This is a genomic window from Pseudomonas sp. BNK-44-b, assembly GCF_047456245.1.
Classification (GTDB): domain Bacteria; phylum Pseudomonadota; class Gammaproteobacteria; order Pseudomonadales; family Pseudomonadaceae; genus Aquipseudomonas; species Aquipseudomonas machongensis.
Window position 1 is genome coordinate 3805951 of record NZ_CP179908.1, and the last position, 21462, is coordinate 3827412.

Annotated in this window: 19 protein-coding genes, 1 tRNA gene and 1 pseudogene; 9 read left to right on the forward strand and 12 right to left on the reverse strand. The window is 63.2% G+C overall.

The genetic code is table 11. The features are described 5' to 3' along the window. Positions 1–129 precede the first annotated feature (129 nt). Positions 130–708: a hypothetical protein gene (locus tag ACMGGG_RS17440; RefSeq protein ID WP_063545852.1), complete on the forward strand. Its 579-nt coding sequence runs from the start codon at positions 130–132 to the stop codon at positions 706–708. Positions 709–743: 35 nt separating this feature from the next. Here ACMGGG_RS17440 and ACMGGG_RS17445 read toward each other — a convergent pair whose 3' ends face one another. The 3 genes from ACMGGG_RS17445 to hda all read right to left on the reverse strand — a co-directional run bounded on the left by ACMGGG_RS17445 (position 744) and on the right by hda (position 2887). Further along, a complete protein-coding gene (locus ACMGGG_RS17445; RefSeq protein WP_063545853.1) occupies positions 744–1280 on the reverse strand; it encodes a C40 family peptidase in 537 nt (178 codons plus the stop codon). A 135-nt stretch (positions 1281–1415) separates the two neighbouring features. Further along, entirely contained in the window at positions 1416–2057 is a 642-nt protein-coding gene (locus tag ACMGGG_RS17450; protein ID WP_054890952.1) for a C40 family peptidase, read from the reverse strand. Between the two features lie 125 nt (positions 2058–2182). Continuing rightward, positions 2183–2887, reverse strand: coding sequence for a DnaA regulatory inactivator Hda (gene hda / locus ACMGGG_RS17455; RefSeq protein WP_054890953.1), 705 nt, complete (start codon positions 2885–2887; stop codon positions 2183–2185). 322 nt (positions 2888–3209) lie between these two features. Here hda and choX point away from each other — a divergent pair, with 322 nt between their 5' ends. The 3 genes from choX to ACMGGG_RS17470 all read left to right on the forward strand — a co-directional run bounded on the left by choX (position 3210) and on the right by ACMGGG_RS17470 (position 6515). After that, the gene (choX, locus tag ACMGGG_RS17460; protein WP_414154132.1) at positions 3210–4145 is read left to right on the forward strand and encodes a choline ABC transporter substrate-binding protein; all 936 of its coding nucleotides are present in this window, start codon (positions 3210–3212) and stop codon (positions 4143–4145) included. Next, entirely contained in the window at positions 4145–5065 is a 921-nt protein-coding gene (locus tag ACMGGG_RS17465; RefSeq protein ID WP_414154133.1) for an alpha/beta hydrolase, read from the forward strand. The genes choX and ACMGGG_RS17465 overlap by 1 nt, the downstream gene beginning before the upstream one ends. A 157-nt stretch (positions 5066–5222) precedes the next feature. Next, a complete protein-coding gene (locus ACMGGG_RS17470) occupies positions 5223–6515 on the forward strand; it encodes an MFS transporter (RefSeq protein ID WP_414154134.1) in 1293 nt (430 codons plus the stop codon). Between the two features lie 496 nt (positions 6516–7011). Here the strand turns inward: ACMGGG_RS17470 and ACMGGG_RS17475 are convergent. The 5 genes from ACMGGG_RS17475 to dapA all read right to left on the reverse strand — a co-directional run bounded on the left by ACMGGG_RS17475 (position 7012) and on the right by dapA (position 10712). Next, positions 7012–7101 (reverse strand) — tRNA-Ser (locus tag ACMGGG_RS17475). 91 nt (positions 7102–7192) lie between these two features. Beyond that, complete coding sequence (gene purC / locus ACMGGG_RS17480; RefSeq protein ID WP_186711856.1) at positions 7193–7903, reverse strand: phosphoribosylaminoimidazolesuccinocarboxamide synthase; 711 nt, start codon at positions 7901–7903, stop codon at positions 7193–7195. A gap of 29 nt (positions 7904–7932) precedes the next feature. Next, positions 7933–8691 carry an MBL fold metallo-hydrolase gene (locus ACMGGG_RS17485; protein WP_112898983.1) on the reverse strand — a complete coding sequence of 253 codons (759 nt, stop codon included), beginning with the start codon at positions 8689–8691 and terminating at the stop codon, positions 7933–7935. Beyond that, complete coding sequence (gene bamC, locus ACMGGG_RS17490) at positions 8692–9807, reverse strand: outer membrane protein assembly factor BamC (protein WP_414154135.1); 1116 nt, start codon at positions 9805–9807, stop codon at positions 8692–8694. Positions 9808–9824: 17 nt separating this feature from the next. Then, on the reverse strand, positions 9825–10712 hold the full coding sequence (dapA, locus tag ACMGGG_RS17495; protein WP_054890966.1) for a 4-hydroxy-tetrahydrodipicolinate synthase: 888 nt from the start codon (positions 10710–10712) through the stop codon (positions 9825–9827). Positions 10713–10972: 260 nt separating this feature from the next. Here dapA and ACMGGG_RS17500 point away from each other — a divergent pair, with 260 nt between their 5' ends. Together ACMGGG_RS17500 and ACMGGG_RS17505 are read left to right on the forward strand one after the other, a co-directional pair. Beyond that, positions 10973–11530, forward strand: coding sequence for a glycine cleavage system protein R (locus ACMGGG_RS17500; protein ID WP_054890967.1), 558 nt, complete (start codon positions 10973–10975; stop codon positions 11528–11530). Between the two features lie 9 nt (positions 11531–11539). Next, positions 11540–12013 (forward strand): peroxiredoxin, encoded by a 474-nt coding sequence (locus tag ACMGGG_RS17505; RefSeq protein WP_054890968.1) that lies wholly within the window; start codon positions 11540–11542, stop codon positions 12011–12013. A gap of 69 nt (positions 12014–12082) precedes the next feature. Here the strand turns inward: ACMGGG_RS17505 and ACMGGG_RS17510 are convergent, their stop codons facing one another. Continuing rightward, complete coding sequence (locus ACMGGG_RS17510; RefSeq protein WP_054890969.1) at positions 12083–13153, reverse strand: AI-2E family transporter; 1071 nt, start codon at positions 13151–13153, stop codon at positions 12083–12085. Positions 13154–13175: 22 nt separating this feature from the next. After that, positions 13176–13415: a sulfurtransferase TusA family protein gene (locus ACMGGG_RS17515; RefSeq protein ID WP_063545859.1), complete on the reverse strand. Its 240-nt coding sequence runs from the start codon at positions 13413–13415 to the stop codon at positions 13176–13178. A 119-nt stretch (positions 13416–13534) separates the two neighbouring features. On the opposite strand from ACMGGG_RS17515, the gene ACMGGG_RS17520 reads away from it, so the two are divergent. Then, positions 13535–14968, forward strand: a complete 1434-nt coding sequence (locus ACMGGG_RS17520) for a M48 family metalloprotease (protein ID WP_414155895.1) — start codon at positions 13535–13537, stop codon at positions 14966–14968. A 94-nt stretch (positions 14969–15062) separates the two neighbouring features. Here ACMGGG_RS17520 and nadA read toward each other — a convergent pair whose 3' ends face one another. Beyond that, positions 15063–16121, reverse strand: coding sequence for a quinolinate synthase NadA (gene nadA / locus ACMGGG_RS17525; RefSeq protein WP_054890972.1), 1059 nt, complete (start codon positions 16119–16121; stop codon positions 15063–15065). A 261-nt stretch (positions 16122–16382) separates the two neighbouring features. Beyond that, positions 16383–17891 (reverse strand): YdgA family protein, encoded by a 1509-nt coding sequence (locus ACMGGG_RS17530; protein ID WP_414154136.1) that lies wholly within the window; start codon positions 17889–17891, stop codon positions 16383–16385. Between the two features lie 594 nt (positions 17892–18485). Between ACMGGG_RS17530 and ACMGGG_RS17535 the strand changes: the two genes are divergently transcribed. Next, positions 18486–19838, forward strand: a complete 1353-nt coding sequence (locus tag ACMGGG_RS17535) for an APC family permease (RefSeq protein WP_414154137.1) — start codon at positions 18486–18488, stop codon at positions 19836–19838. A 284-nt stretch (positions 19839–20122) separates the two neighbouring features. Further along, positions 20123–21169, forward strand: a pseudogene (locus ACMGGG_RS17540) (HAMP domain-containing protein); the annotation flags it as partial. Between the last annotated feature and the right edge of the window lie 293 nt (positions 21170–21462).

A 21462-nucleotide genomic window follows, 5' to 3' on the forward strand; every position in this document is an offset into this window, starting at 1 on the left:
GTTGCACAGGGAGCGTCAATTAAACGCGGACGATGAACGGTTGATCTGGATGCTTGTCTCACTATTGAAGCAGTGATATCACATAGCCATCACCGGCTGTACGCGACCATAATAAAAGGAGAGCGCGGCATGCAAGGCTTGATCATCAACAACCCGCACCTGGAATTCCTGCGCCCGGCCCTGGAGCGCTGGATCGACTGCATCGACCGCTTCAACCAGATCCATGGCGACGGCGATGCGCCCTATTGGCACGGTGCCCAGGCCAATGCCGGTATCCTCGCCGCCGCTGCCTGGCAGGCCGAGCTGGTGGCGTTGCAGCACTATCAGAGCAAGAAGCAGCGTGACGAAGGCGAGCGCGAAGGGCGCTGCGACCTGTCGATTGCCGGCGCCGAACAATCCATTCATCTGCACACTGAGCAGCGCTGGCCGAAGATCGCCCGCCTGGACCTGGCGGGCGCCCTGCAGGAGGCGGCGACGTTGGCGCGGCTGGCAGCCTATCCCAGCCAGCTCAAGGCCGGGGCGCTGTTTGTAAGCCCGTGGAAGGCGGGGCAGCATGCAAGCCCCGAGGAACTACAGGATATGGTCGATGACTTGAACAAGCACACGGCCTGCGCGATTGCCTGGTACTTCCCGTATGCGTACCGCAAGCTGCATAACGAGTCAGGGCAATACCACCCGGGCGTGGCGTTGTTGCTCAAGCAGGCTTGAACGTGCGCCGGGGCTGCTGTGCAGCCCCGACAATCTCAGGGATTCTGCGCCAGATGCCCTGGCGCCAACACCCGCTTGGCCTGCAAATAGGCCTTGGACCAGTAGCTGTTCGACAGGTAGTCCAAGCGCACCGTACCGCCGGTGGACGGCGCATGCACGAAGCGCCCCTCCCCCACGTAGATCCCGGCATGGCTCACCTGCGAGCCACCGCCGGTGGCGAAGAACACCAAGTCACCGGATTGCAGCGAATTGATGTCCACGGTCGGTGCACGCATGACGATCATCTCGCGCGTCGAGCGTGGCAGGTTGATGTTCGCCGCGTCGCGGTACACATAACCGATCAGCCCACTGCAATCGAAACCCGAATCCGGCGTGTTGCCGCCCCAGCGGTACGGGGTGCCGACCAGGCCGATGGCACGGATCAACACATCGTCCGCCACAGGCGACGAGGAAGGTTGGTCGATGAAGGTGATCTGCGGCTTGGCCACAGGTGCCGGTGCCGGAGCACGGCTGGAACAGGCGGCAAGCAGTGCCACCAGGGAAAGGAATGCGAAGCGCGTCATCATCGCCATGGGTCAGAACCTGTCTGAGACCAATCGGCCGCAGCCGAAAAAAGAGTTAAGGATTTAGATTAGACGCTATTCGTAAATGCGCACGGCGGCTAGCTTTTCAGCTACGCCGCCGTGCGAGGATACAGCATTTTGATATCAGTTGCGCGACAGGGTGGTGGTCGGCGCCATGGCCAAGGCACGCTTGGCTTCGATGAAGGTCTTGCTCCAGTAACGGTCACCGAGGTTGTCGATGCGCACACCACCGCTGCGGCGGCTGCTGGAGTGGATGAACTGGTTGTCACCCAGGTAGATGCCGGCATGGCTGACACGGCCACGGCCGTTGGTGCTGAAGAACAGCAGGTCACCCGGCTTGAGCTTGTTGCGTGCGACCTTGGGGGCATCGACGTTGATCATCTCGCGGGTCGAACGCGGCAGATTCATGCCGGCCTCTTCGCGGAACAGGTAGCCGATGAAGCCGCTGCAATCGAAGCCGGACTGCTCGGAAGTACCGCCGAAACGATAACGGGTGCCGATCAGCGACATGCCACGCTCCAGAATGCTGTCTGCAAGGACGGGCAGCTGGTAGGGCTTGCTATTGCTGGAGAAGGCTTGAAGGTCTTCATCGGTGGCGAGGTCTTCTTCGTCGAATACCGACGAATGCGAAGCCTTGGCCTTGACCGCGGTTTGCGCGGTGACCGATGGGTGATCCTGGGGCTGGGAAATCGGGCCTTGGGCCGCGCAGCCAAAAAGCAGGGTCACGAGTGCGAGTGGCACGAGGGGTGCGAAGCGCTTGAGCATGGGCACGACCGTGTCTGTAATCCTTTAGAAGGGGGAAACTATGCCTTCTATCGGACCTATTTGCAAATTTTATCGAAAAAAATGTGACTTTTGCGTTTTGCCGCTCTGGCCCGGTGTTTTCAGGGTTACCAGCCGAGGGTTTCCTTGAGGAAGGGAATGGTCAACTTGCGCTGGGCTTGCAGCGAGGCCTGATCGAGGCGTTCGAGCAGATCGAACAGTGCACTCATGCTGCGCGTTCCACGCGTGAGAATGAAGTGCCCGACCTCATCGGTCAGGTGCAGCCCACGGCGCGAGGCGCGCAATTGCAAGGCACGCAGCTTGTCTTCGTCGGACAGGCCACGCATCTGGAAAATCAGTGCCAGGGTGAGCCGTGACTTGAGGTCGGCGAGCTTGATCGGCAGCTCGCGCGGCGAACTCGAGGCCGCCAGCAGCAGGCGCCTGCCGCTGTCACGCAGGCGATTGAACAGATGGAACATCGCCTCTTCCCAGTCGGCCTTGCCGGCAATCACGTGCAGGTCGTCGATGCACACCAGCTCGTACTGCTCCAGATGGTCGAGCAACTCCACGCCTCGGTCGAGCAACTGCGCCAACGGCAGGTAGACGGCGGGTTCGCCCAGTTGCTGGAAACGGTGGGTGGCAGCCTGCAGCAGGTGGGTGCGCCCTGCGCCCTGCTTGCCCCACAGATAGATGAGGCTCTCGGTCCAGCCCGCGTCGGCTTCGCACAGCCGCTCGACGTAGCCCAATGCCGCAGCATTGGCGCCCGGATAGTAGTTGATGAAGGTGGCGTCATCGCGCAGGCGCACACCCAGGGGCAACTGGATTGGTTTCATGCTGGCTGGCGGTCGCGAGGACCAAAGGGGGCCTTTGGTGAAGAGTGCGCAAAGTCTATACCCGCAGCGCGGGCGGCACAATCGGGGAAGGGAATAGCGCAAGTAAAATCAACAGGTTGCGTGATTTTTGAGCAATCAGAGCATCACCTTGGCCAAGCGCCCCGCCCATTAGCGTGCCAGACTCGAAGTCGCCTGGGTGCAAAAGCAGGTCGCCTGGGTGCGATTTTTCCACTCGCCCGGCTCATAACCTGAACGGCAGCCACCGCCGCGCGGGGCGTCATGACATAACAACGATAATCACCGTCTCGTGAGGGGAAAAGTCATGCAGCGATCGATCAAGGCGGCCACCTGCGCCGCACTACTGGGTATCAGCGCAGCCAGCTGGGGCGCAGAACCCGCCGCTTGCCAGAACGTGCGCATGGGCTCGGTGAACTGGACCGACGTCGTCGCCAGCAGCGCCGTCGCCGAAGCCCTGCTCGACAGCCTGGGCTACAAGGTCAAGCAGACCAGCGCCTCGCAGCAGATCATCCTGGCCGGCATGGCGGAAAAACGCCTCGATGTGTTTCTCGGTTACTGGCAGCCGACCATGCAATCGGTGGCCAAGCCCTTCCTGGACAAACAGCAGATCGACGTGATCAGCCCCGCCACCCTCGCCGATGCGCAGTCCACCTATGCCGTGCCCGCCTACGCCTACGACGCGGGCCTGAAGACCTTCGCCGACATCGCCAGGTTTCGCGACAAGCTCAAGAACCAGCTGTACCTGATCGAACCGGGCAGCGGCATGAACCGCATCACCGCACAGATGATCGCCGAAGACAAATTCGGCCTGAAGGGTTTCAAGGGCATCGAGTCCAGCGAGGCCGGCATGCTGACGGCGGTCAAGCGTGCCGTGCAGAAGAACGAGTGGGTGGTGTTCGCCGGCTGGAAGCCGCATCCGATGAACCTGCAGATCGACATGCGCTACCTCTCCGGCAGCGACGACGCCTTCGGCCCCAACGAAGGCTCGGCCACCGTCTCGATCATGACCGCAGCCGGTTACCAGCAACAATGCGCCAACGTCGCCAAGCTGCTGCACAACCTGCGCTTTACCAGCGAAGGTGTCAGCCAGGTCATGGAGCCGATCCTCGACCGCAAAGCGCCGCTCGATGCCGCTCGAGACTGGCTCAAGGCGCACCCCGAGCAGGTCTCGGCCTGGCTCGAGGGCGTGACCACATTCGACGGCAAGCCCGCCAATGCGGCATTGGTCGCGCAACGGTAATGCAGCGCTACCCTCTCTCGGCCGACATGCAGGCCTTCATCGAGCGGACCCGCGCCTTCGGCGTGGCCGATCCTGCACTGGCAGCCCAGCGCGCGGCCTATTCGCGCATGGCCGCAGCCTTCACCCCGCCATGCCCGGAAGGCGTGCAGGTGCGAGATTTGAATATGCCGGGACTGGTGCCGTTGCGCGTGTTCCAACCGGCACAAGCAGCACCGGCCGGAGGGTGGCCAGCGCTGCTATTTATGCATGGTGGTGGCTGGATGCTCGGTGGGCTCGACTCACACGCGTTCTTCTGCGCCGAACTGACGGCGTGCTTGGGAGTGGCGGTGGTCGCGGTGGATTACCGACTCGCGCCGGAACACCCCTTCCCCGCCGCCCTGCACGACAGCCTCGCCGTCTGGCGCGCCCTGCGCGATGGCGCGCTGGATGTACCGGTTGACCCCACACGACTGGTAGCCATCGGCGACAGCGCCGGGGGCAATCTCGCCGCCGCTCTGTGCCTGGCACTGCGTGAAGCGGATGAGCCGCAGCCGCGCATGCAGGCGCTGATCTATCCAGCGCTGGGTGACGAGGACAGCGTGTCGCGACGCGAATGTGCCGATGCACCGCTGTTGTCTGTCGACGACATGCGCGCCTGCCTGAACGTCTATCTGCCCTCTACCACTCACAGCCCGCTGGCGCTGCCATTGCTCGCCCGCGACCTCACAAGGCTGGCGCCCGCTTTCATTGCCGTGGCCGAATTCGACCCACTGCGCGATGACGGCCTGCGCTATGCACAACGGTTGAGAGACGACGGAGTGGCGGTCGATGACTTCCCAGGCCATGGACTGGTCCATGGCTGCCTGCGGGCCAGGGGGTTGCCGGAGGTGGAGGCACTGTACGAGGCGCTGTTTGCAGCGCTCAGGAACAGCCTCGATTGAGCCCCTTTTACCGAGACCGCCCGACCTGAAAGCGTGGGCTAGTCCCGCGAGGGAGGCGCCTACCTAATGAAAGTTTCATGTTTTGACCCATGCTCTTTCTGCAAGAATCTTTAGTTACAACCTCTTACAAAGATTCGCTGAATAGCTGGAGCACGTGATGAATCCCCCCCTCCCTGCCAAAGCACCGTCCAAAGCCGGAAGAGTCTTCCGGGTGACCTCCGGCAATTTTCTCGAACAGTTCGACTTCTTCCTGTTCGGTTTCTACGCCACCCAGATCGCTGCTGCGTTCTTCCCTGCCAGCAACGAATTCGCCTCATTGATGATGACCTTCGCCGTGTTCGGCGCAGGCTTCCTGATGCGCCCGCTGGGGGCGATTATCCTCGGCGCCTACATCGATGACGTGGGCAGACGCAAAGGCCTGATCGTGACCTTGGCGATCATGGCCAGCGGTACCTTGCTGATCGTGTTCGTGCCCGGCTATGCCAGCATCGGCCTGTGGGCGCCGGCCCTGGTGTTGCTCGGCAGGCTGCTGCAAGGGTTCTCGGCCGGTGCCGAGCTCGGTGGCGTTTCTGTTTACCTGGCAGAGATGGCCACGCCCGGGCGCAAAGGCTTCTACGCCAGCTGGCAATCGGCCAGCCAGCAGGTCTCCATCGTGGTTGCCGCTGCCCTGGGCTATGGCCTGAATCAGTGGTTGTCCGCCGAGGAGTTGTCCCAGTGGGGATGGCGGATTCCCTTTGCCGTGGGCTGCCTGATCGTCCCGTGCATCTTCCTGCTGCGCCGCAACTTGCAGGAGACCGAAGAGTTCGCCAAACGCGAGCACCGCCCGACCATGAGCCAGGTGTTCAAGACACTGTGCGCCAACGCATCGGTGGTGATCCTGGGCATGCTGATGGTGGCCATGACCACCACCGCCTTCTACATGATCACCGTGTACGCCCCGACCTTTGGCAAAACCGTACTGCAGCTCGATACCAGTGACGCATTGATGGTGACCTTGCTGGTCGCCGTGTCCAACTTCCTGTGGCTGCCGATCGGCGGCACGTTGAGCGATCGCCTGGGACGCAAACCGCTGCTGGCGGCGATGTCCCTGCTGACCGTGCTCACGGCATATCCTGCGCTGTCGTACCTGGCCCAGGCCCCCAGCTTCGCTCACATGCTGGAGGTGCTGCTGTGGTTCTCGTGCCTCTATGGCGTGTACAACGGCGCACTGATCCCGGCCCTGACCGAAATCATGCCCACCGAAGTGCGTGTTGCCGGATTCTCCCTGGCTTATAGCCTCGCCACCGCGGTGTTCGGCGGCTTCACCCCGGCGGTGTCCACCTGGGCGATCCATGCCACGTCAGACAAGGCCGCCCCGGCTTACTGGCTGATGTTCGCAGCGCTGTGTGCGTTCACTGCAACGCTTGTACTGTATCGCCGCCGGCCTGCCCGCAGCACGGCTGTTGCCTGAGGGTGTGACGGGTTCTTACGAGTGCTGTGCAGAGCGCTGGAAAGTAACTCCGCATAACTGAAAAAGCGCGCCCGAGAATCTCGGGCGCGCTTTCGGCTTAGTCCTGGTTCATTCTACCTGTAGGAGCGGGCTGGTCCCGCGATGGGGGCGCCGCCATCGGCAAAGGTCCATAGCGATCTACTGGCATCCTGGTCAAAGCCATCCTGACCAGGCCTCTGGCCGCAGCCAGCTCCTGACCCAAAACACAAGGCAATCGTCGGTCTGCAATGCTCAAGGCAACACCCAGATCCTGAGCAAACTTGTTTCAAAAGGAATTCGAGTTTCAGTGATCGAAGCGGCCTGTCAAAGCCGGTCGTTGAATTGGCAACGACCCGGCGCGACTATAGGCCGAAGCGCTGATATCTGCCGCAAACTCTCGAGAGCCTCGAGCCTACCTATCGTCGAATTTTGCCCATAAAAAAGCCCCGCTGATTTTCATCAGCGGGGCTTTTAGGTATGGCGGAGAGATAGGGATTTGAACCCTAGGTACTGTTGCCAGTACAACGGATTTCGAATCCGTCCCGTTCGACCACTCCGGCATCTCTCCAGTGGCGCGCATCATACCAGCGTTTTCGTTTCTGGCAAACCTTTTTCGAAAAAAATTCGCGTGGTATCAGGCGCTTGCGTGAGCGTGCGGGTTACAGCGGCACGCCCAGGCGCTTGGCGACTTCTTCGTAGGCTTCGATGACATCGCCCAGACCCTGGCGGAAGCGGTCCTTGTCCATCTTCTTGCGGGTTTCCTTGTCCCACAGGCGGCAGCCGTCAGGGCTGAACTCGTCGCCCAGGACGATCTGGCCGTGGAATACACCGAACTCCAGCTTGAAGTCGACCAGCAGCAGGCCAGCGTCATCGAACAGCTTGCTCAGCACTTCGTTGACCTTCAGCGACAGCTTCTTCATCTCGGCCAGTTGCTCGGCGGTACCCCAGCCGAACGCGACAACGTGGGATTCGTTGATGAAGGGGTCGCCCTTCTCGTCGTTCTTCAGGAACAGCTCGAAGGTCGAAGGGGTCAGCTGAATGCCTTCCTCGACGCCCAGGCGCTTGACCAGGCTGCCGGCCGCGTAGTTACGCACGACGCACTCGACCGGGATCATGTCCAGCTTCTTGACCAGGCACTCGTTGTCGCCCAGCAGCTTGTCGAACTGGGTCGGCACGCCGGCCTCTTCGAGCTTCTGCATGATGAAGGCGTTGAACTTGTTGTTGACCATGCCCTTGCGGTCCAGCTGCTCGATGCGCTTGCCGTCGAACGCCGAGGTGTCGTTACGGAACAGCAGGATCAAGCGGTCGGCGTCGTCGGTCTTGTAAACCGATTTGGCCTTGCCGCGGTAGAGTTCGTCGCGTTTTTCCATGATGGGCTCCGCTTGCTTGAGTGGTTGGGCTAGGCGATTTCGCGCCAGTCGAGCCCGTGTTCCTGATTCGCCACCTGGAGCCAGTCCGGATCGCACCCCAAGGTGTCGACGAAGCACTGACGGGCCAGTTGTGGCAGGTTGTTCTTGCTGCTGAGGTGGGCCAGCACCAGGTGTTGCAGGTGCTTCCAACCCAGCTCGGCCACCAGGTTGGCAGCCTGGTGGTTGTTCAGATGTCCTTGGCTGCCGCCGACCCGCTGCTTGAGAAAGTACGGGTAGTGCCCGCGTGCGAGCAGGTCACGGCAGTGATTGGCCTCGATCAGCAACGCGTCGAGGCCCTGGTAACGCTCCAGCAGGTACGTATCGTAGCTGCCCAGGTCGGTGAGCATGCCGAAACGCCGGCGCCCGTCACTGATCACGTATTGCAGGGGTTCGAACGCATCGTGCTCGACCCGCGCGGCACTGACCTGCAGACCACCGATGTCCAGTACGTCCCCACAACCGAGAAAACCGGCGACCTCCACCGGCTTGCGCATGCCGCGCAAGGTCCCTTGGCTGAGGTAGACCGGTACATTGTAGCGCCGCGACAGCAACCCGACGCCATGCACGTGGTCGGCATGTTCGTGGGTCACCAGCACGGCACTCAGTTGTGCTGCCGATACCCCGAGCAGCGCCAGGCGCCGCTCGGTCTCGCGCAGGGAGAACCCGCAATCGACCAGGACGAAGGTATCGTCACTGGCGATCAGCGTGCCATTTCCCTGGCTACCGCTTCCCAGTACCGCGAAGCGCACTTAGCCCAGACGGTCCTGGATCGCGCTCAGCACGCGGCGGGCCACATCGGCCGGGGCCACGGTGTTGATGTTCTTCTCGACGGTAACCTGGACCGACTCGCCCACCTTGCTCAAGCGAACCTGGTAGCGCTCGGCACGTGCCTCACGCTCTTCCTTGCTCGGCGCGCTGCCGAACAGGCGGCTGAAGAAGCCCGGCTCGTTCTGCTTGTCCTCGGGCTTCTCGGACAGGTTGATGTAGTACAGGCCCAGGCTGCGGTTGATGTCCTCGACACGCCATTCGCCCTGCTCCAGGGCGCGGCCTACACCAGACCAGGCGCGGTCCAGGTCCGAGCCCAGGAACAGCACCGGGTTGCCGCTGCCGTCTTCGCTCAGGCTGACCTGGCTTGGGGCGTCGAAATCGCGTGCCGCCAGCAGCGACACCGAACCGCCCTTCTCGGCGCTGCGGTTCATGCTGGCGAGCAGCTCGTCGACCAGCAGCGCATCGACGCCGGTGTTGGTCGAAGTGCTCGGGAAATCAGGCTCGGCAGTGCTGCCGGCCGGGCGCTCGACACTGACCACGTACACCTCGGAGGTATTGCGCTGCACGCCAGGCTCCATGCGCACACGGACGCGCACTTCGCTGTCCGGGCTGCTAGAGGTGCTGGCCAGACGCTGGCCGAGCGAGGCGGACAATTCGTCGAAACGCTGCCAGGTGGTGTTGAATTCACCGGTCTGCGGACGCTCTTGCGCGATGCGGAAACCATTGTCTTCAAAGTACTGGCGCGCGACCGGCCAGACTTCGGCCGGCGAGCGCTGGGCCAGCACCCAACGGTTGGCACCGCTGCGCTGCAGGGTGAAATCGCTGACGTCGGCGCTGGCCGACAGCGGCTGCGGACGCGGCACTTCGAACTCGCCAGTGGCGTTGTCGTCGGCCACGTTGCGCGGGATCGGCAGCAGCGGATCCAGACGCTTTACGTTGGCGGCGTCCGGCGGCAGTTGCATCGGCGCAGTCGGGTGCGCCTGCAGGTAATCGCTGCCGCGGTCGCGGAAATAGCCATCCTCGCCCCACAGCCAGCCGCACCCGCTGGTGCTGGAGATGATCAGGGCGAGCGCGGAAAGACCAGCCAGTCGCTTCATGCGGTGTACTTCCTCGATTAAACCAGTACGCCGGACTGGCGCAAGGCAGTACGGACTTTTTCGTGACAGCCTTCGCTCAGCCAGGTCAGCGGCAGGCGAATGCCCTTGTGCATCAGGCCCATTTCCACCAGCGCCCACTTCACAGGGATCGGGTTGGCTTCGCAGAACAGGTCTTTGTGCAGCGGCATGAGTTTTTCGTTGATCGCGCGGGCCTTCTCGGCATTGCCCTCAAGGGCGGCCTCGCACAGATCGGCCATTTCGCGCGGGGCGACGTTGGCAGTGACGGAAATGTTGCCCTTGCCGCCCATCAGGATCAGCTCGACGGCCGTCGGGTCGTCGCCGGACATGACGATGAAGTCGCTGTCGACGCCCTCGATGATGGCCTTGGCACGGGCCAGGTCGCCGGTGGCTTCCTTGATGCCGATGATGTTCTTGACCTTCGACAGGCGGATCACGGTCTCGGCCTGCATGTCGCAGGAGGTGCGGCCGGGCACGTTATAGAGGATCTGCGGGATGTCGACGGCTTCGGCGATGTGCTTGAAGTGCTGGTACAGGCCTTCTTGCGTCGGCTTGTTGTAGTACGGCACCACCAGCAGGCAGGCGTCGGCGCCGGCGTTCTTGGCGTTCTGCGTCAGGTGCACGGCTTCGGCGGTGGAGTTGGCGCCGGTGCCGGCGATCACCGGGATGCGGCGGGCGCTGCGCTTGACGCGCTCGACCACGTGCTTGATGACCAGGATGTGCTCTTCGACGTCAAGCGTGGCGGATTCGCCAGTGGTGCCGACCGCTACGATCGCGTGGGTGCCCTTTTCCAGGTGGAAGTCGACCAGTTTATCGAGGCTGTCCCAATCCAGACGCCCTTGTGCATCCATGGGTGTGACCAATGCCACCATACTGCCCGCGATCATGAAACTGCTCCTGCCGGAAAAAGAGAGCGGTAATGGTACTGGCGCCATCGACCTTGCACAAGCGAAGCTGGCGGGCGGAGCATTCCCCTCGGCCTCGCTTTTCGCTACCCTTGATTCTTTGATCGGCGCAGTGCGGCCCGCCGGGCCGTCGACAGTGCTCCACGCCTGTAGTTCGTCACCCTCCAAAGGGCTGCGAATGCGGGTGACAGGGAGGCCAGCTCTCGTCCTTCGCCGACCGCTCATCGCTTTAGGAATGCTGCATGTCCACCGCCCCCCGCGAACAATTCCTCGTCATCAGTGCCCTGGGCCCCAATCCCATGGAGCTTGCCAACGTCCTCAGCCGCGCGGCCTTCGAAAACCGCTGCGCGGTGGTCACCTCGCGCCTGTCGCGCCACGGCGAAACCAGCGCCCTGGTATTGCAGGTCGGTGGCAGCTGGGATGCCCTGGCCCGTCTTGAGACCACCCTGCCCGGCCTTGGCAAGAAGCACGGCCTGACCCTCGATGTGGTGCGCAGCGCCGAGCAGGAGGTTCGCCCACAGGCCCTGCCCTACGTGGCCTACGTCAGCGCCGCCTATCGCCCGGACATCATCAACGAGCTGTGCCAGTTCTTCCTCGACCACCGCGTCGAGCTCGACGGGATGACCTGCGACACCTACCTCGCCCCGCAGACTGGCAGCAGCATGCTCAACGCCCAGTTCACCGTGATCCTGCCGGCCGGCACCCAGATCAGCTGGCTGCGCGACCAGTTCCTGGATTTCGCCGACGCCCTGAACCTGGACGCCCTGATCGAACCCTGGCGCCCACAGAACCCTGTCTAAGGAGCTCCCATGGCCGTTGCCATCGACCAACCCGTTGCCGACTTCCAGGCCCAGGCCACCAGCGGCCAGACCATCAGCCTGTCCGCGCTCAAGGGCCAGCAGGTGGTGCTGTACTTCTACCCGAAGGACAGCACGCCGGGCTGCACCACCCAGGGCCAGGGTTTCCGTGACCAGCACGAAGCCTTCAAGGCTGCCAACACCGTGGTGCTGGGCGTCTCGCGTGACGGCATCAAGTCGCACGAGAACTTCAAGGCCAAGCAGGGCTTCACCTTCGAGCTGATCAGCGACAAGGACGAGGCGCTGTGCCAGCTGTTCGACGTGATCAAGCTGAAAAAGCTGTATGGCAAGGAATACCTGGGCGTGGACCGCAGCACCTTCCTGATCGACAAGGACGGTGTGCTGCGCCAGGAATGGCGCGGGGTGAAGGTGCCCGGGCATGTGGATGCGGTGCTGGCGGCAGCGCAGGCCCTGAACAAGGCCTGATATCGCCTTGGATTGCTTCGCGGGCAAGTTCGGCGTTCCGACTTGCCCGCGAAGAAGAACGCTACGCCCCTACAGCAGTGGCGCCACCGTAGGCTCCTGCCTCGGCCAGGCATCGAGCACCGCCTTGAACAGCGTCGCCAGGGGAATGGCGAAGAAGATCCCCCAGAACCCCCACAGCCCACCGAACAGCAGCACCGCGCAGATGATTGCCACCGGGTGCAGGCTTACCGCCTCCGAGAACAGCAGCGGCACCAACACGTTGCCATCCAGCGCCTGGATGATCGCGTACACCGCCATCAGATAGATGAACTGATCACCCCAGCCCCACTGGAACAGCGCGATCAGGGTCACAGGCACGGTCACCACCACCGCCCCCACGTAGGGCACCACCACCGACAACCCCACCAGCAGCGCCAGCAGGGCCGCGTAGTTGAGCCCCAGGCTGATGAAAGCGATATAGGTGGCGATCCCGCAGATCAGGATCTCGATGCCCTTGCCGCGGATGTAGTTGGCGATCTGCCGATTCATCTCGTCGCCCACGCGAGTCAGCAACCTGCGCTCGCGCGGCAGGTAGCCGCTGACCCAACGGGCGATCATCTCGCGGTCCTTGAGGAAGAAGAACACCAGGATCGGCACCAGCACCAGATAGATCATCGCGTTGACCAGCAGCGGCAGGCTGGAGAGCGAGAACGTCAGCGCCCACTGGCCGAACTTGCCGATCTCACCGCGCACCGACTCGATGGCGCGCAGCACCTGCTCGTCCGAAACCAGGTGCGGATAGCGCTCGGGCAGCAGCAACAACAGCGATTGCCATTTGCCGAGCATGCCCGGCAACTCGTTGAACAGGGTGATCAACTGGTGCCAGAGCAGCGGCACCAGCACCACCAGGAACACTCCGAGCGCCCCCATGAAGAGGGCGAACACCAGCCACACCGCCATGCGCGTCGGTACCTTGAAGCGCTCCAGAGCGTTGACCAGCCCCTGCATGAGGAACGCCAGGACCATGCCCGCCAGCACCGGCGCGAGCATGCCACCGAGCGTGAGTACCACGGTGAAGCCCAGGAACAGCAGGACCGCCAACACCACCGCTTCCTCATCGGAAAAGTAGCGCTGCATCCAGTCGCGAAGCACTTTGAACATTGACGATCCTTGGGAAAAAGACTCAGGCCTTGCGCAGCCAATAGGTGTAGATCCCTGACTCGGCCGTTTCACGAAGCAGCGTATGACCGGCAAGCTGGGCAAAAGTGCGAAAGTCACGCTGCGAGCCGGCATCGGTGGCCACCACCTTGAGGACCCCGCCGCTGGCCAGGCGATTGAGCTCCATTTTCGCCTTGAGCAGCGGCAGTGGGCAGTTCAGCCCGCTGGCGTCGAGCTCAGCATCGCAGGTGGGGGTATCGATCATCGGGGGTCTCCATGGCGGGCGCAACAAGGTGTTGCAGACGATGTCGGTAGGATACCGCCACTGGTCGCCAAGGTGCGAGCGGGCTACAGTAAGGGTTTTTGATCGACGCGAGCTTCTGCATGAATCTACTGCGCCCCACCCTGCTGACGCTGGCCTGCCTGATGGCCCTTCCTGGCCACGCCGACGACCTGCCGTCGCTGGGGGATGCCAGCTCTGCGATCGTCTCGCCGAAACAGGAGCACGACCTGGGCCGTGCCTGGCTGAGCCTGCTGCGCGGCCAGGTCAACCAGCTCAACGACCCGCAGCTCAAGGACTACGTCGAGACCAGCGTGTACAAACTGGCCGAGACCAGCCAGTTGCAGGACCGACGCCTGGAATTCATCCTGATCGACAGCCGCGAACTCAACGCCTTCGCCGCGCCCGGCGGCATCGTCGGGGTCAACGGCGGCCTGTTCCTCAACGCCCAGACCGAAGGCGAGTACGCCTCGGTGCTGGCCCACGAACTGGCGCACTTGTCGCAGCGCCACTTCGCTCGCGGTGTCGAGGCCCAGCAGCGTATGCAGCTGCCGATGATGGCGGCGCTGCTGGCCGGTATCGTACTGGCCGCCGGCGGCGGCGGCGATGCCGGGATCGGCGTGATCGCCGGCACCCAGGCCGCGGCCCTGCAGGAGCAACGACGCTTCTCGCGGCAGAACGAGCAGGAGGCCGACCGCATCGGCATCCTCAACCTGGAAAAGGCCGGCTACGACCCGCGCAACATGCCGAGCATGTTCGAGCGCCTGGCCCGCCAGTATCGCTATGACGCCAAGCCACCGGAATTCCTGCTGACCCACCCGGTCACCGAATCGCGTATCGCCGACACCCGCAACCGCGCAGAACAGGCGCCCAAGGGCGGTGTCGAGGACAGCCTGCGCTACCAACTGATCCGTGCCCATGTTGCCCTCACCTACGAAGGCACACCTGGCCTTGCCGCCAAGCGTTTCCGTGCCCAGCTCGACGAAAACCCCAACATTGACGCAGCCCGCTACGGCCTGGCCCTGGCGCAGATCAAGGGTGGCCAGTTGAACGAGGCACGGGAAAACCTCAAGCCGCTGCTGGCCAAGGCGCCCAACGACATCACCTACAACCTGGCGCAGATCGACCTGGACATCACCAACAACCGCCTGGCCGATGCCCAGCAGCGAGTCACCCGCATGCAGGGGCTGTATCCGGGCAACTACCCGCTCAAGCAGGTGAGCGCCGACCTGCTGGTCAAGCAGAGCAAGCCGGCCGAGGCGGAAAAGGTGCTGGATGACCTGGTGAAAAACCGGCCAGACGATCCGGATGTCTGGTATGACGTGGCCGAGGTGCGCGGCCTGTCGGGCAACACGATTGGCCTGCACCGGGCACGAGCGGAGTACTTCACGCTGGTGGGTGATTTCGACCAGGCGATCCAGCAGTTGGACTACGCCAAGCGCCGTGCGGGAAGCAACTTCCCACTGGCGTCGCAGATCGACCAGCGCCAGCGGGAGATCATGGAACAGCAGCGGATGGTCAAGGACATGATGCGCTGATATGGACAGGGGCCGCTGCGCGCCCCAATCGCGGGCCGAGCCCGCTCCCACAGCGAGCGAGGGCATCACTCACTGAGGGAGCGGCAGTCTGGCGTCAGGCGTTACCGGAGAGCTTGAGACGCGCCGCCTGGGTAAAGTCCAGCATCCGGTTCAGTGGCTTGATCGCCCGCGGGATCAGCGCCGGCTCGACGAAAATCTCATTGCTGCCCTTGCGCAGGCAATCCAGCGTGCGCTCCAGCGTGTTCATCGCCATCCACGGGCAGTGCGCGCAACTGCGGCAGGCGGCGCCATTGCCGGCGGTCGGCGCTTCGACGAATACCTTGTCCGGACACAGCTGCTGCATCTTGTAGAAGATGCCACGGTCGGTGGCGACGATGAAGGTCTTGTTGGGCAGCGTCTGTGCAGCCTTGATCAGCTGGCTGGTCGAACCCACGGCATCGGCCAGGTCGATCACCGACTCCGGCGACTCCGGGTGCACCAGGATCGCGGCATCCGGATACAGTGCCTTCATGTCGGCCAACTGGCGCGACTTGAACTCTTCGTGAACGATGCAGGCACCATCCCACAGCAACATGTCGGCGCCGGTTTTCTTCTGGATGTAACGGCCCAGGTGCTGGTCCGGGCCCCAGATGATGGTCTCACCGTTATCCATCAGGGTCTCGACGATCTCCAACGCGCAGCTGGAGGTCACCACCCAGTCGGCGCGCGCCTTTACCGCTGCCGAGGTGTTGGCGTAAACCACCACGGTACGCTCCGGGTGCTGGTCGCAGAACGCCGAGAACTCCTCTACCGGGCAGCCCAGGTCAAGGGAGCAGGTAGCTTCCAGGGTCGGCATCAGGATGCGCTTTTCCGGGGTAAGGATCTTCGCGGTCTCGCCCATGAAACGCACACCGGCGACCACCACGGTGTCAGCCGGATGGTTCTTGCCGAAGCGGGCCATTTCGAGGGAGTCGGAAACGCAACCACCGGTCTCCTCGGCCAGGGCCTGGATCACCGGATCGCAGTAGAAGTGGGCAACCAGAACCGCGTTCTGTGCCTTGAGCTCGGCAGCGATGGCCGCACGGTAATCGGCCTCCTGCGCGGGCGTCAGCGGATGGGGCTGCTTGGCGTCAAGGTGGGCTTGAACCAGGAGACGTTCGGAAATCTGGGTCATGATCGCTGGACCTGCGTGCGCGTCAGTCGAGTGTACCACCCGGCCCTGGCAGATCGGCTAACGGTGCCGGATGGCCGGCAGTGGCGGGCCATCGCGGCCCATCTGCGGGCGCGGATTATTATCGGACGGCGAAGGCTACAGGCAATCGGGGGAATGCAAAAGGGTTTTTCAAAGGGATGAGGCATTCAAGGAAGAACCCGTTCCCACAGGTGCATTGGCACTGCAGAAACGGGCCTACCCGCAAAGCCCTTTCGGGAATCGTCAGCCCTGCGGCGACAAGGCTGCCAGGTGCATGCTCATCAGCATGGCAAACTCTTCGACAGTCATCTTCTTGCCGTTGAAGTCGACCATCCCATCGGCATAGTTCAGCTTCGACACGATATCGCTGCCCTCTTCCAGCGCCATCCCACTCTGCAGCGCCATCACGCCGAACATGTTGCCTGCCTGACCGGCTTGCTGGGCAATGGTCTGAGGATCATTCTGGCCATCGAGCAACGCTTGCAACGTCACCAGATCCACGACCATTGGCTTGGACACCGACAGTTTGCCCTGCAGGCGCGTGATCAGCTGCTTGGCAAACTGGTCCGGCGGCAGGTCGAAGGAGGTCGGATTGGCGAAGTCCAGCGACAGGTTGAAGTGGCTCTGGCCATTGGCCGTCTTGAACGACAGGTCTTCCACCGCCAGTTGTGGCTTGTCGGCCAGCAATTTCTGCAGGTCGCCCTGGACCTTGGCGGTCTCCTCCGGACTCATGTTCAGCGACGGCACCGCCTCGCCACGGGCAGCGGCCTCCTGCAGCTCGGGCGCCTTGGTCTGGTACCACTCCAGCAGTGCCTGAGTGGCCGGCATGTTCACCGACTTCATGCTCAGCACCATCTGCCCGCTGCCCACTGCGCGACCGGCGTAGGTGATGTCGGACACCTTGTACTCCAGGCGCCCACCCAGCTTGTCCTGGCCCTCGGCGCTGTACAGGCTGTTCTGCTCCAGCCCCTTGAGCACCAGCACGTCCTGCTTCGGTCCGAGCGTGGCTTGCAGATCGGCCAGCAGCAGGTTCAGGTGGCCGACATAGATCATGTCGTGGCCGGTACTGGTCAGCTCGCCACCGATCTTGAAGCCGTTGAACTGCAACTTGACCGGCGGGTGATCATCACCGACCAGGGTCATGTCCAGGCGCTCGGCATTGCCGTGGATTTCCACCGCCTTGCCTTCACGATCCCCTTTGAGCACCAGTTGCATGCCCGCGAAGTCGAGGACATTGCCATCACCTTCGTCCAGCTTCACCGGCGCCAGCCGGATGTCGCTCTCGACGCCACCGCCATAGCCCAGGCTGACCTGGCCAACCACCGGCGACGTGTCGCCTGCAGCGGCAAACCACGATGCGGTGCCGTCATCCTTCTGCAACTGGCTGTTGCTGACCGCCATCACCGGCAGCAGCTTGAGAGCCTTGACCCGCGACCAAGGGAAAGGGCCATGTTCGATATGGTCGATCACACCGACCTCGAAGCTCACCGGCTCACCCTCGCCGAGGCGCAGGTCGTTGGCCTTGAGCCGGTACTGCGCGTCGCTGGTGAACAGGTGCTGGTCAAGCGAGACCAACTCGATGGTCATGGTGCCACCCGTACCGACCAGCGCCTTCTGCAACTCCGCGTTGCCGCGGGCGATGGACTGCTCCAGTTCCGTCGGCAGCTGTTTGCCGGTGTACCAGGCGCCGGCAGTGGTGACGACGGCGATGGCGACGGCCAGGCCGGAAAGGATGCCTACTGATTTCTTCATGAATAGAACCGATTGCTGTCCATAGGGCTGATGGTGGCGCGAAGCACGCGACCGGGGGTGCCAAGGGTAGCACTGTCGCTTGCCGGCCGCGGTGTTCGCCCGGGAGATTTTCCTGTACTTGCGACGCGTCCTACAACTGCCGACGGGTGGCAACTGCACAGAGCACATCTTTCCTCACTGATCAAACCGCCACAAGAGGCATGACCCACGACATGGATCGTAAAATTTTACGAACACCAAAATCTGCTTTTTACGGTGAAAATCATATAACAGGGTTATAGAGTGGATAAAAAGCCGATAAAAACCTGAAAACCTATCACTCTGTCATGTTTAACTTGACACCCAACCGTCCAATCGTCTTTTATTTTCCCCACCTTGCTCCGCGCCCTATACACCAAAAAAAGACCGCGCCGCCATCATGCCTGTCCGCCCCTGCCCCCAGGCGCCGCCGTTTCGCCGGCCTCGCCCGTACTGACTCCCGCGCCCACGCGCGAACCTTCGCTCCGCTATAAAAGGTGAACAACATGGAGCTCATCCGCCCGACCTTGCCGTGCCCGTCGCCCGCCTCGTCCCGTCATCGCCGGGAGTGCCAGCATGCAGCCTGAGCACCCTGCCAGCCGTCACGAGCAGTTTCGCAAGTCCCTGCGCCTCTGGCAGGTCGTGATCATCGGCCTGGCGTACATCGCGCCAATGACCGTCTTCGATACCTTCGGCATCGTCTCCGGCATCACCGCCGGTCACGTGCCCAGCGCCTACATCCTGGCCCTGCTGGGCATCCTGTTCACCGCCGTGAGCTACGGCACGCTGGTGCGGCGTTTCCCGGAGTCGGGATCGGCCTACACCTACACGCACCGTGCGATCAACCCGCACGTGGGTTTCCTGGTCGGCTGGTCGTCGCTGCTCGACTACCTGTTGCTGCCGATGGTCAACGCCCTGCTGGCCAAGCTGTACCTGTCGGCGATGTTCCCCGAGGTCCCGGCATGGGCGTGGGTGGTGGCCTTCGTCACCCTGATCAGCCTGGTCAATATGCGCAGCATCAACCTGGTGGCCAACTTCAATACCCTGTTCGTGGCGGTGCAGATCGCGATCATGGCCGTGTTCGTCTACCTTTGCGTGCGCGGCCTGCACCAGGGCGAAGGGCTGGGCACGGCCTGGACGTTGATGCCGTTCGCCGATGAACAGACGCAGTTCAGTGCACTGGTCGCCGGCGCAACCATCCTGTGCTTCTCGTTTCTGGGCTTCGACGCCGTCACCTGCCTGTCAGAAGAAACCCGCGATCCGGCGCGCACCATCCCGCGCGCGATCTTCCTGATCGCCCTGATCGGTGGCGCGGTGTTCATCACCATGTCGTTCTTCATCCAGGCGTACTTCCCGACCATGGACCGCTTCCAGGATCATGAAGCCGCCCTGCCGGAAATCGCCCTGTACGTCGGTGGCAAGCTGTTCCAGTCGGTGTTCATCGCCTGCACGGTGATCAACACCATCGCCTCGGGCCTGGCGTCCCAGGCCAGCGTGTCCCGCCTGCTGTTCGTGATGGGCCGCGACAAGGTGATCCCGGCCCGCCTGTTCGCCCGTCTGCACCCGCGCTATCGCACCCCGGTGCTGAACATCGTGGTGGTGGGTGTGGTCGCCCTGTCGGCGATCTTCTTCGACCTCGTGACCGCCACCTCGGTGATCAACTTCGGCGCACTGATGGCCTTCAGCTTCGTCAACCTGTCGGTCATCAACCATTGCTATGTTCGCGAGCGGCGCAACAAGGGCCTGACCAACAACCTCAAGTATCTGGTGCTGCCGACGATAGGCTTTTGCATCATCGCCGTACTGTGGATCGACCTGGACGAGCATTCGCTGGCGTTCGGCGGCGCCTGGGCCTTGTGCGGCGTGCTGTACCTGGCCTGGCTGACCAAGGCGTTCCGCGTCGCCCCGCCAAGCTACGTGGCCGAATGACCCACCCTGCCGACAACGCCCGCGCCTGACCGCGGGCGTTGTCTTGATCGAGAAGGAAACGCTCCATGTCGCTGCGCCGTCTCTCCATCCAGTGGAAAATCACCCTGCTTGCCGGCTTGTGTCTGCTGGCGGTGGTCGCCTTGCTGGTAGCCACTTCGCTGATCCAGTCCCGGCGCAGCGCCGAACAGGTGTTCACTGCCAACACCGAGTTGCTCGACCAGAGCGCGCGGCTGCGCCTGCAGGCCCACGCCGAGACCCAGTCGCTGCGCATCCAGCGCTATTTCATGGATGCCTATCAATACGGCAACGGTTTCGCCCGCCTGGTGCAGGTGCTCAGGGCACGCGGCGGTGACCAATTGCGCAGCGACCTGGTCAAGGAAGCCGGTGCCGCGCTGGCAGGCAACCCCGACCTGATCGGCCTCTACCTGGTATTTCAACCGGACGCTCTGGAGCATCAGGACGCACGTTTCAGCGGCCAGGCCGAGTTGGGCAGCAACGAGCAAGGGCGCTTCTCGCTGTACTGGTCACGCGAAGACTCCGGCGAGGTCGCCTCCGAAGCGATGCCCGAATCGATGCTGGCCGACACCCGCGTTGGCGCCAACGGCTCAGCCTACAACCGCTGGCTGACCTGCCCGCTGGAAACTGCCAAGGCCTGTGTGCTCGACCCGTACTTCGACGAAGTCAACGGCCGTCAGGTACTGATGACGAGCATCGCGCTGCCACTGCTGGAAAACGGCAAGGTGATCGGCGTGCTCGGCCTTGACATTGGCCTGGACAACCTGCAGCAACTGAGCCTGGCCGGGCGCCAGAAGCTGTTCGAAGGCCAGGGCCAGGTCAGCATCGTCAGCCCTGTCGGCCTGCTGGCCGGACACAGCCAGGACGCCAGCCAGTTGAGCAAGCCCCTGGAGCAGGCGCTGGGTGAGGCGGTACGCGAACTGGCACCGATGCGTGCCGGCCAGCCGGTCGAGCGCCAGGAAGGCGGGATGCTGCGCGTTGCCCACCCGTTCGCACCGATCCCCGACGCCGCGCCATGGCAGGTGCTGCTGGAAGTGCCGGAAGCGGTGCTGCGCGCCCCTGCCGTGGCGGTCAACCAGCGCCTGGACGCACACAATCAGCAGGCAAACCTCAGCAGCCTGCTGATCGGCCTGGTCGCCGCCGTGTTCGGCCTGCTGCTGGTGTGGCTGACCGCGCGCGGCGTGACGCGGCCGATCCTTGCCGTGGCCGAACGCTTGCGCGATATCGCCAGCGGCGAGGGCGACCTGACCCGTCGCCTGGACTACGCCCGCGACGACGAACTGGGCCAACTGACAGGCTGGTTCAACCGCTTCCTCGACAAGCTCCAGCCGGTGATCGCCCAGGTCAAGGCGTCGCTGCACGAAGCACGCGGCACGGCTGACCAGTCGGCCGCCATCGCCAGCCAGACCAGTGCCGGCATGCAGTTGCAACATCGCGAGATCGAGCAGGTAGCCACCGCCGCCAACGAGATGAGCGCCACGGCGCAGGATGTCGCCCACAACGCTTCGCAGGCTGCCGAGGCGGCGCGGGGTGCCGACCAGGCCAGCCAGGAGGGCCTGCGACTGATCGCCAGCACCCGCCAGACCATCGCCAACCTGGCCGCGGGCAT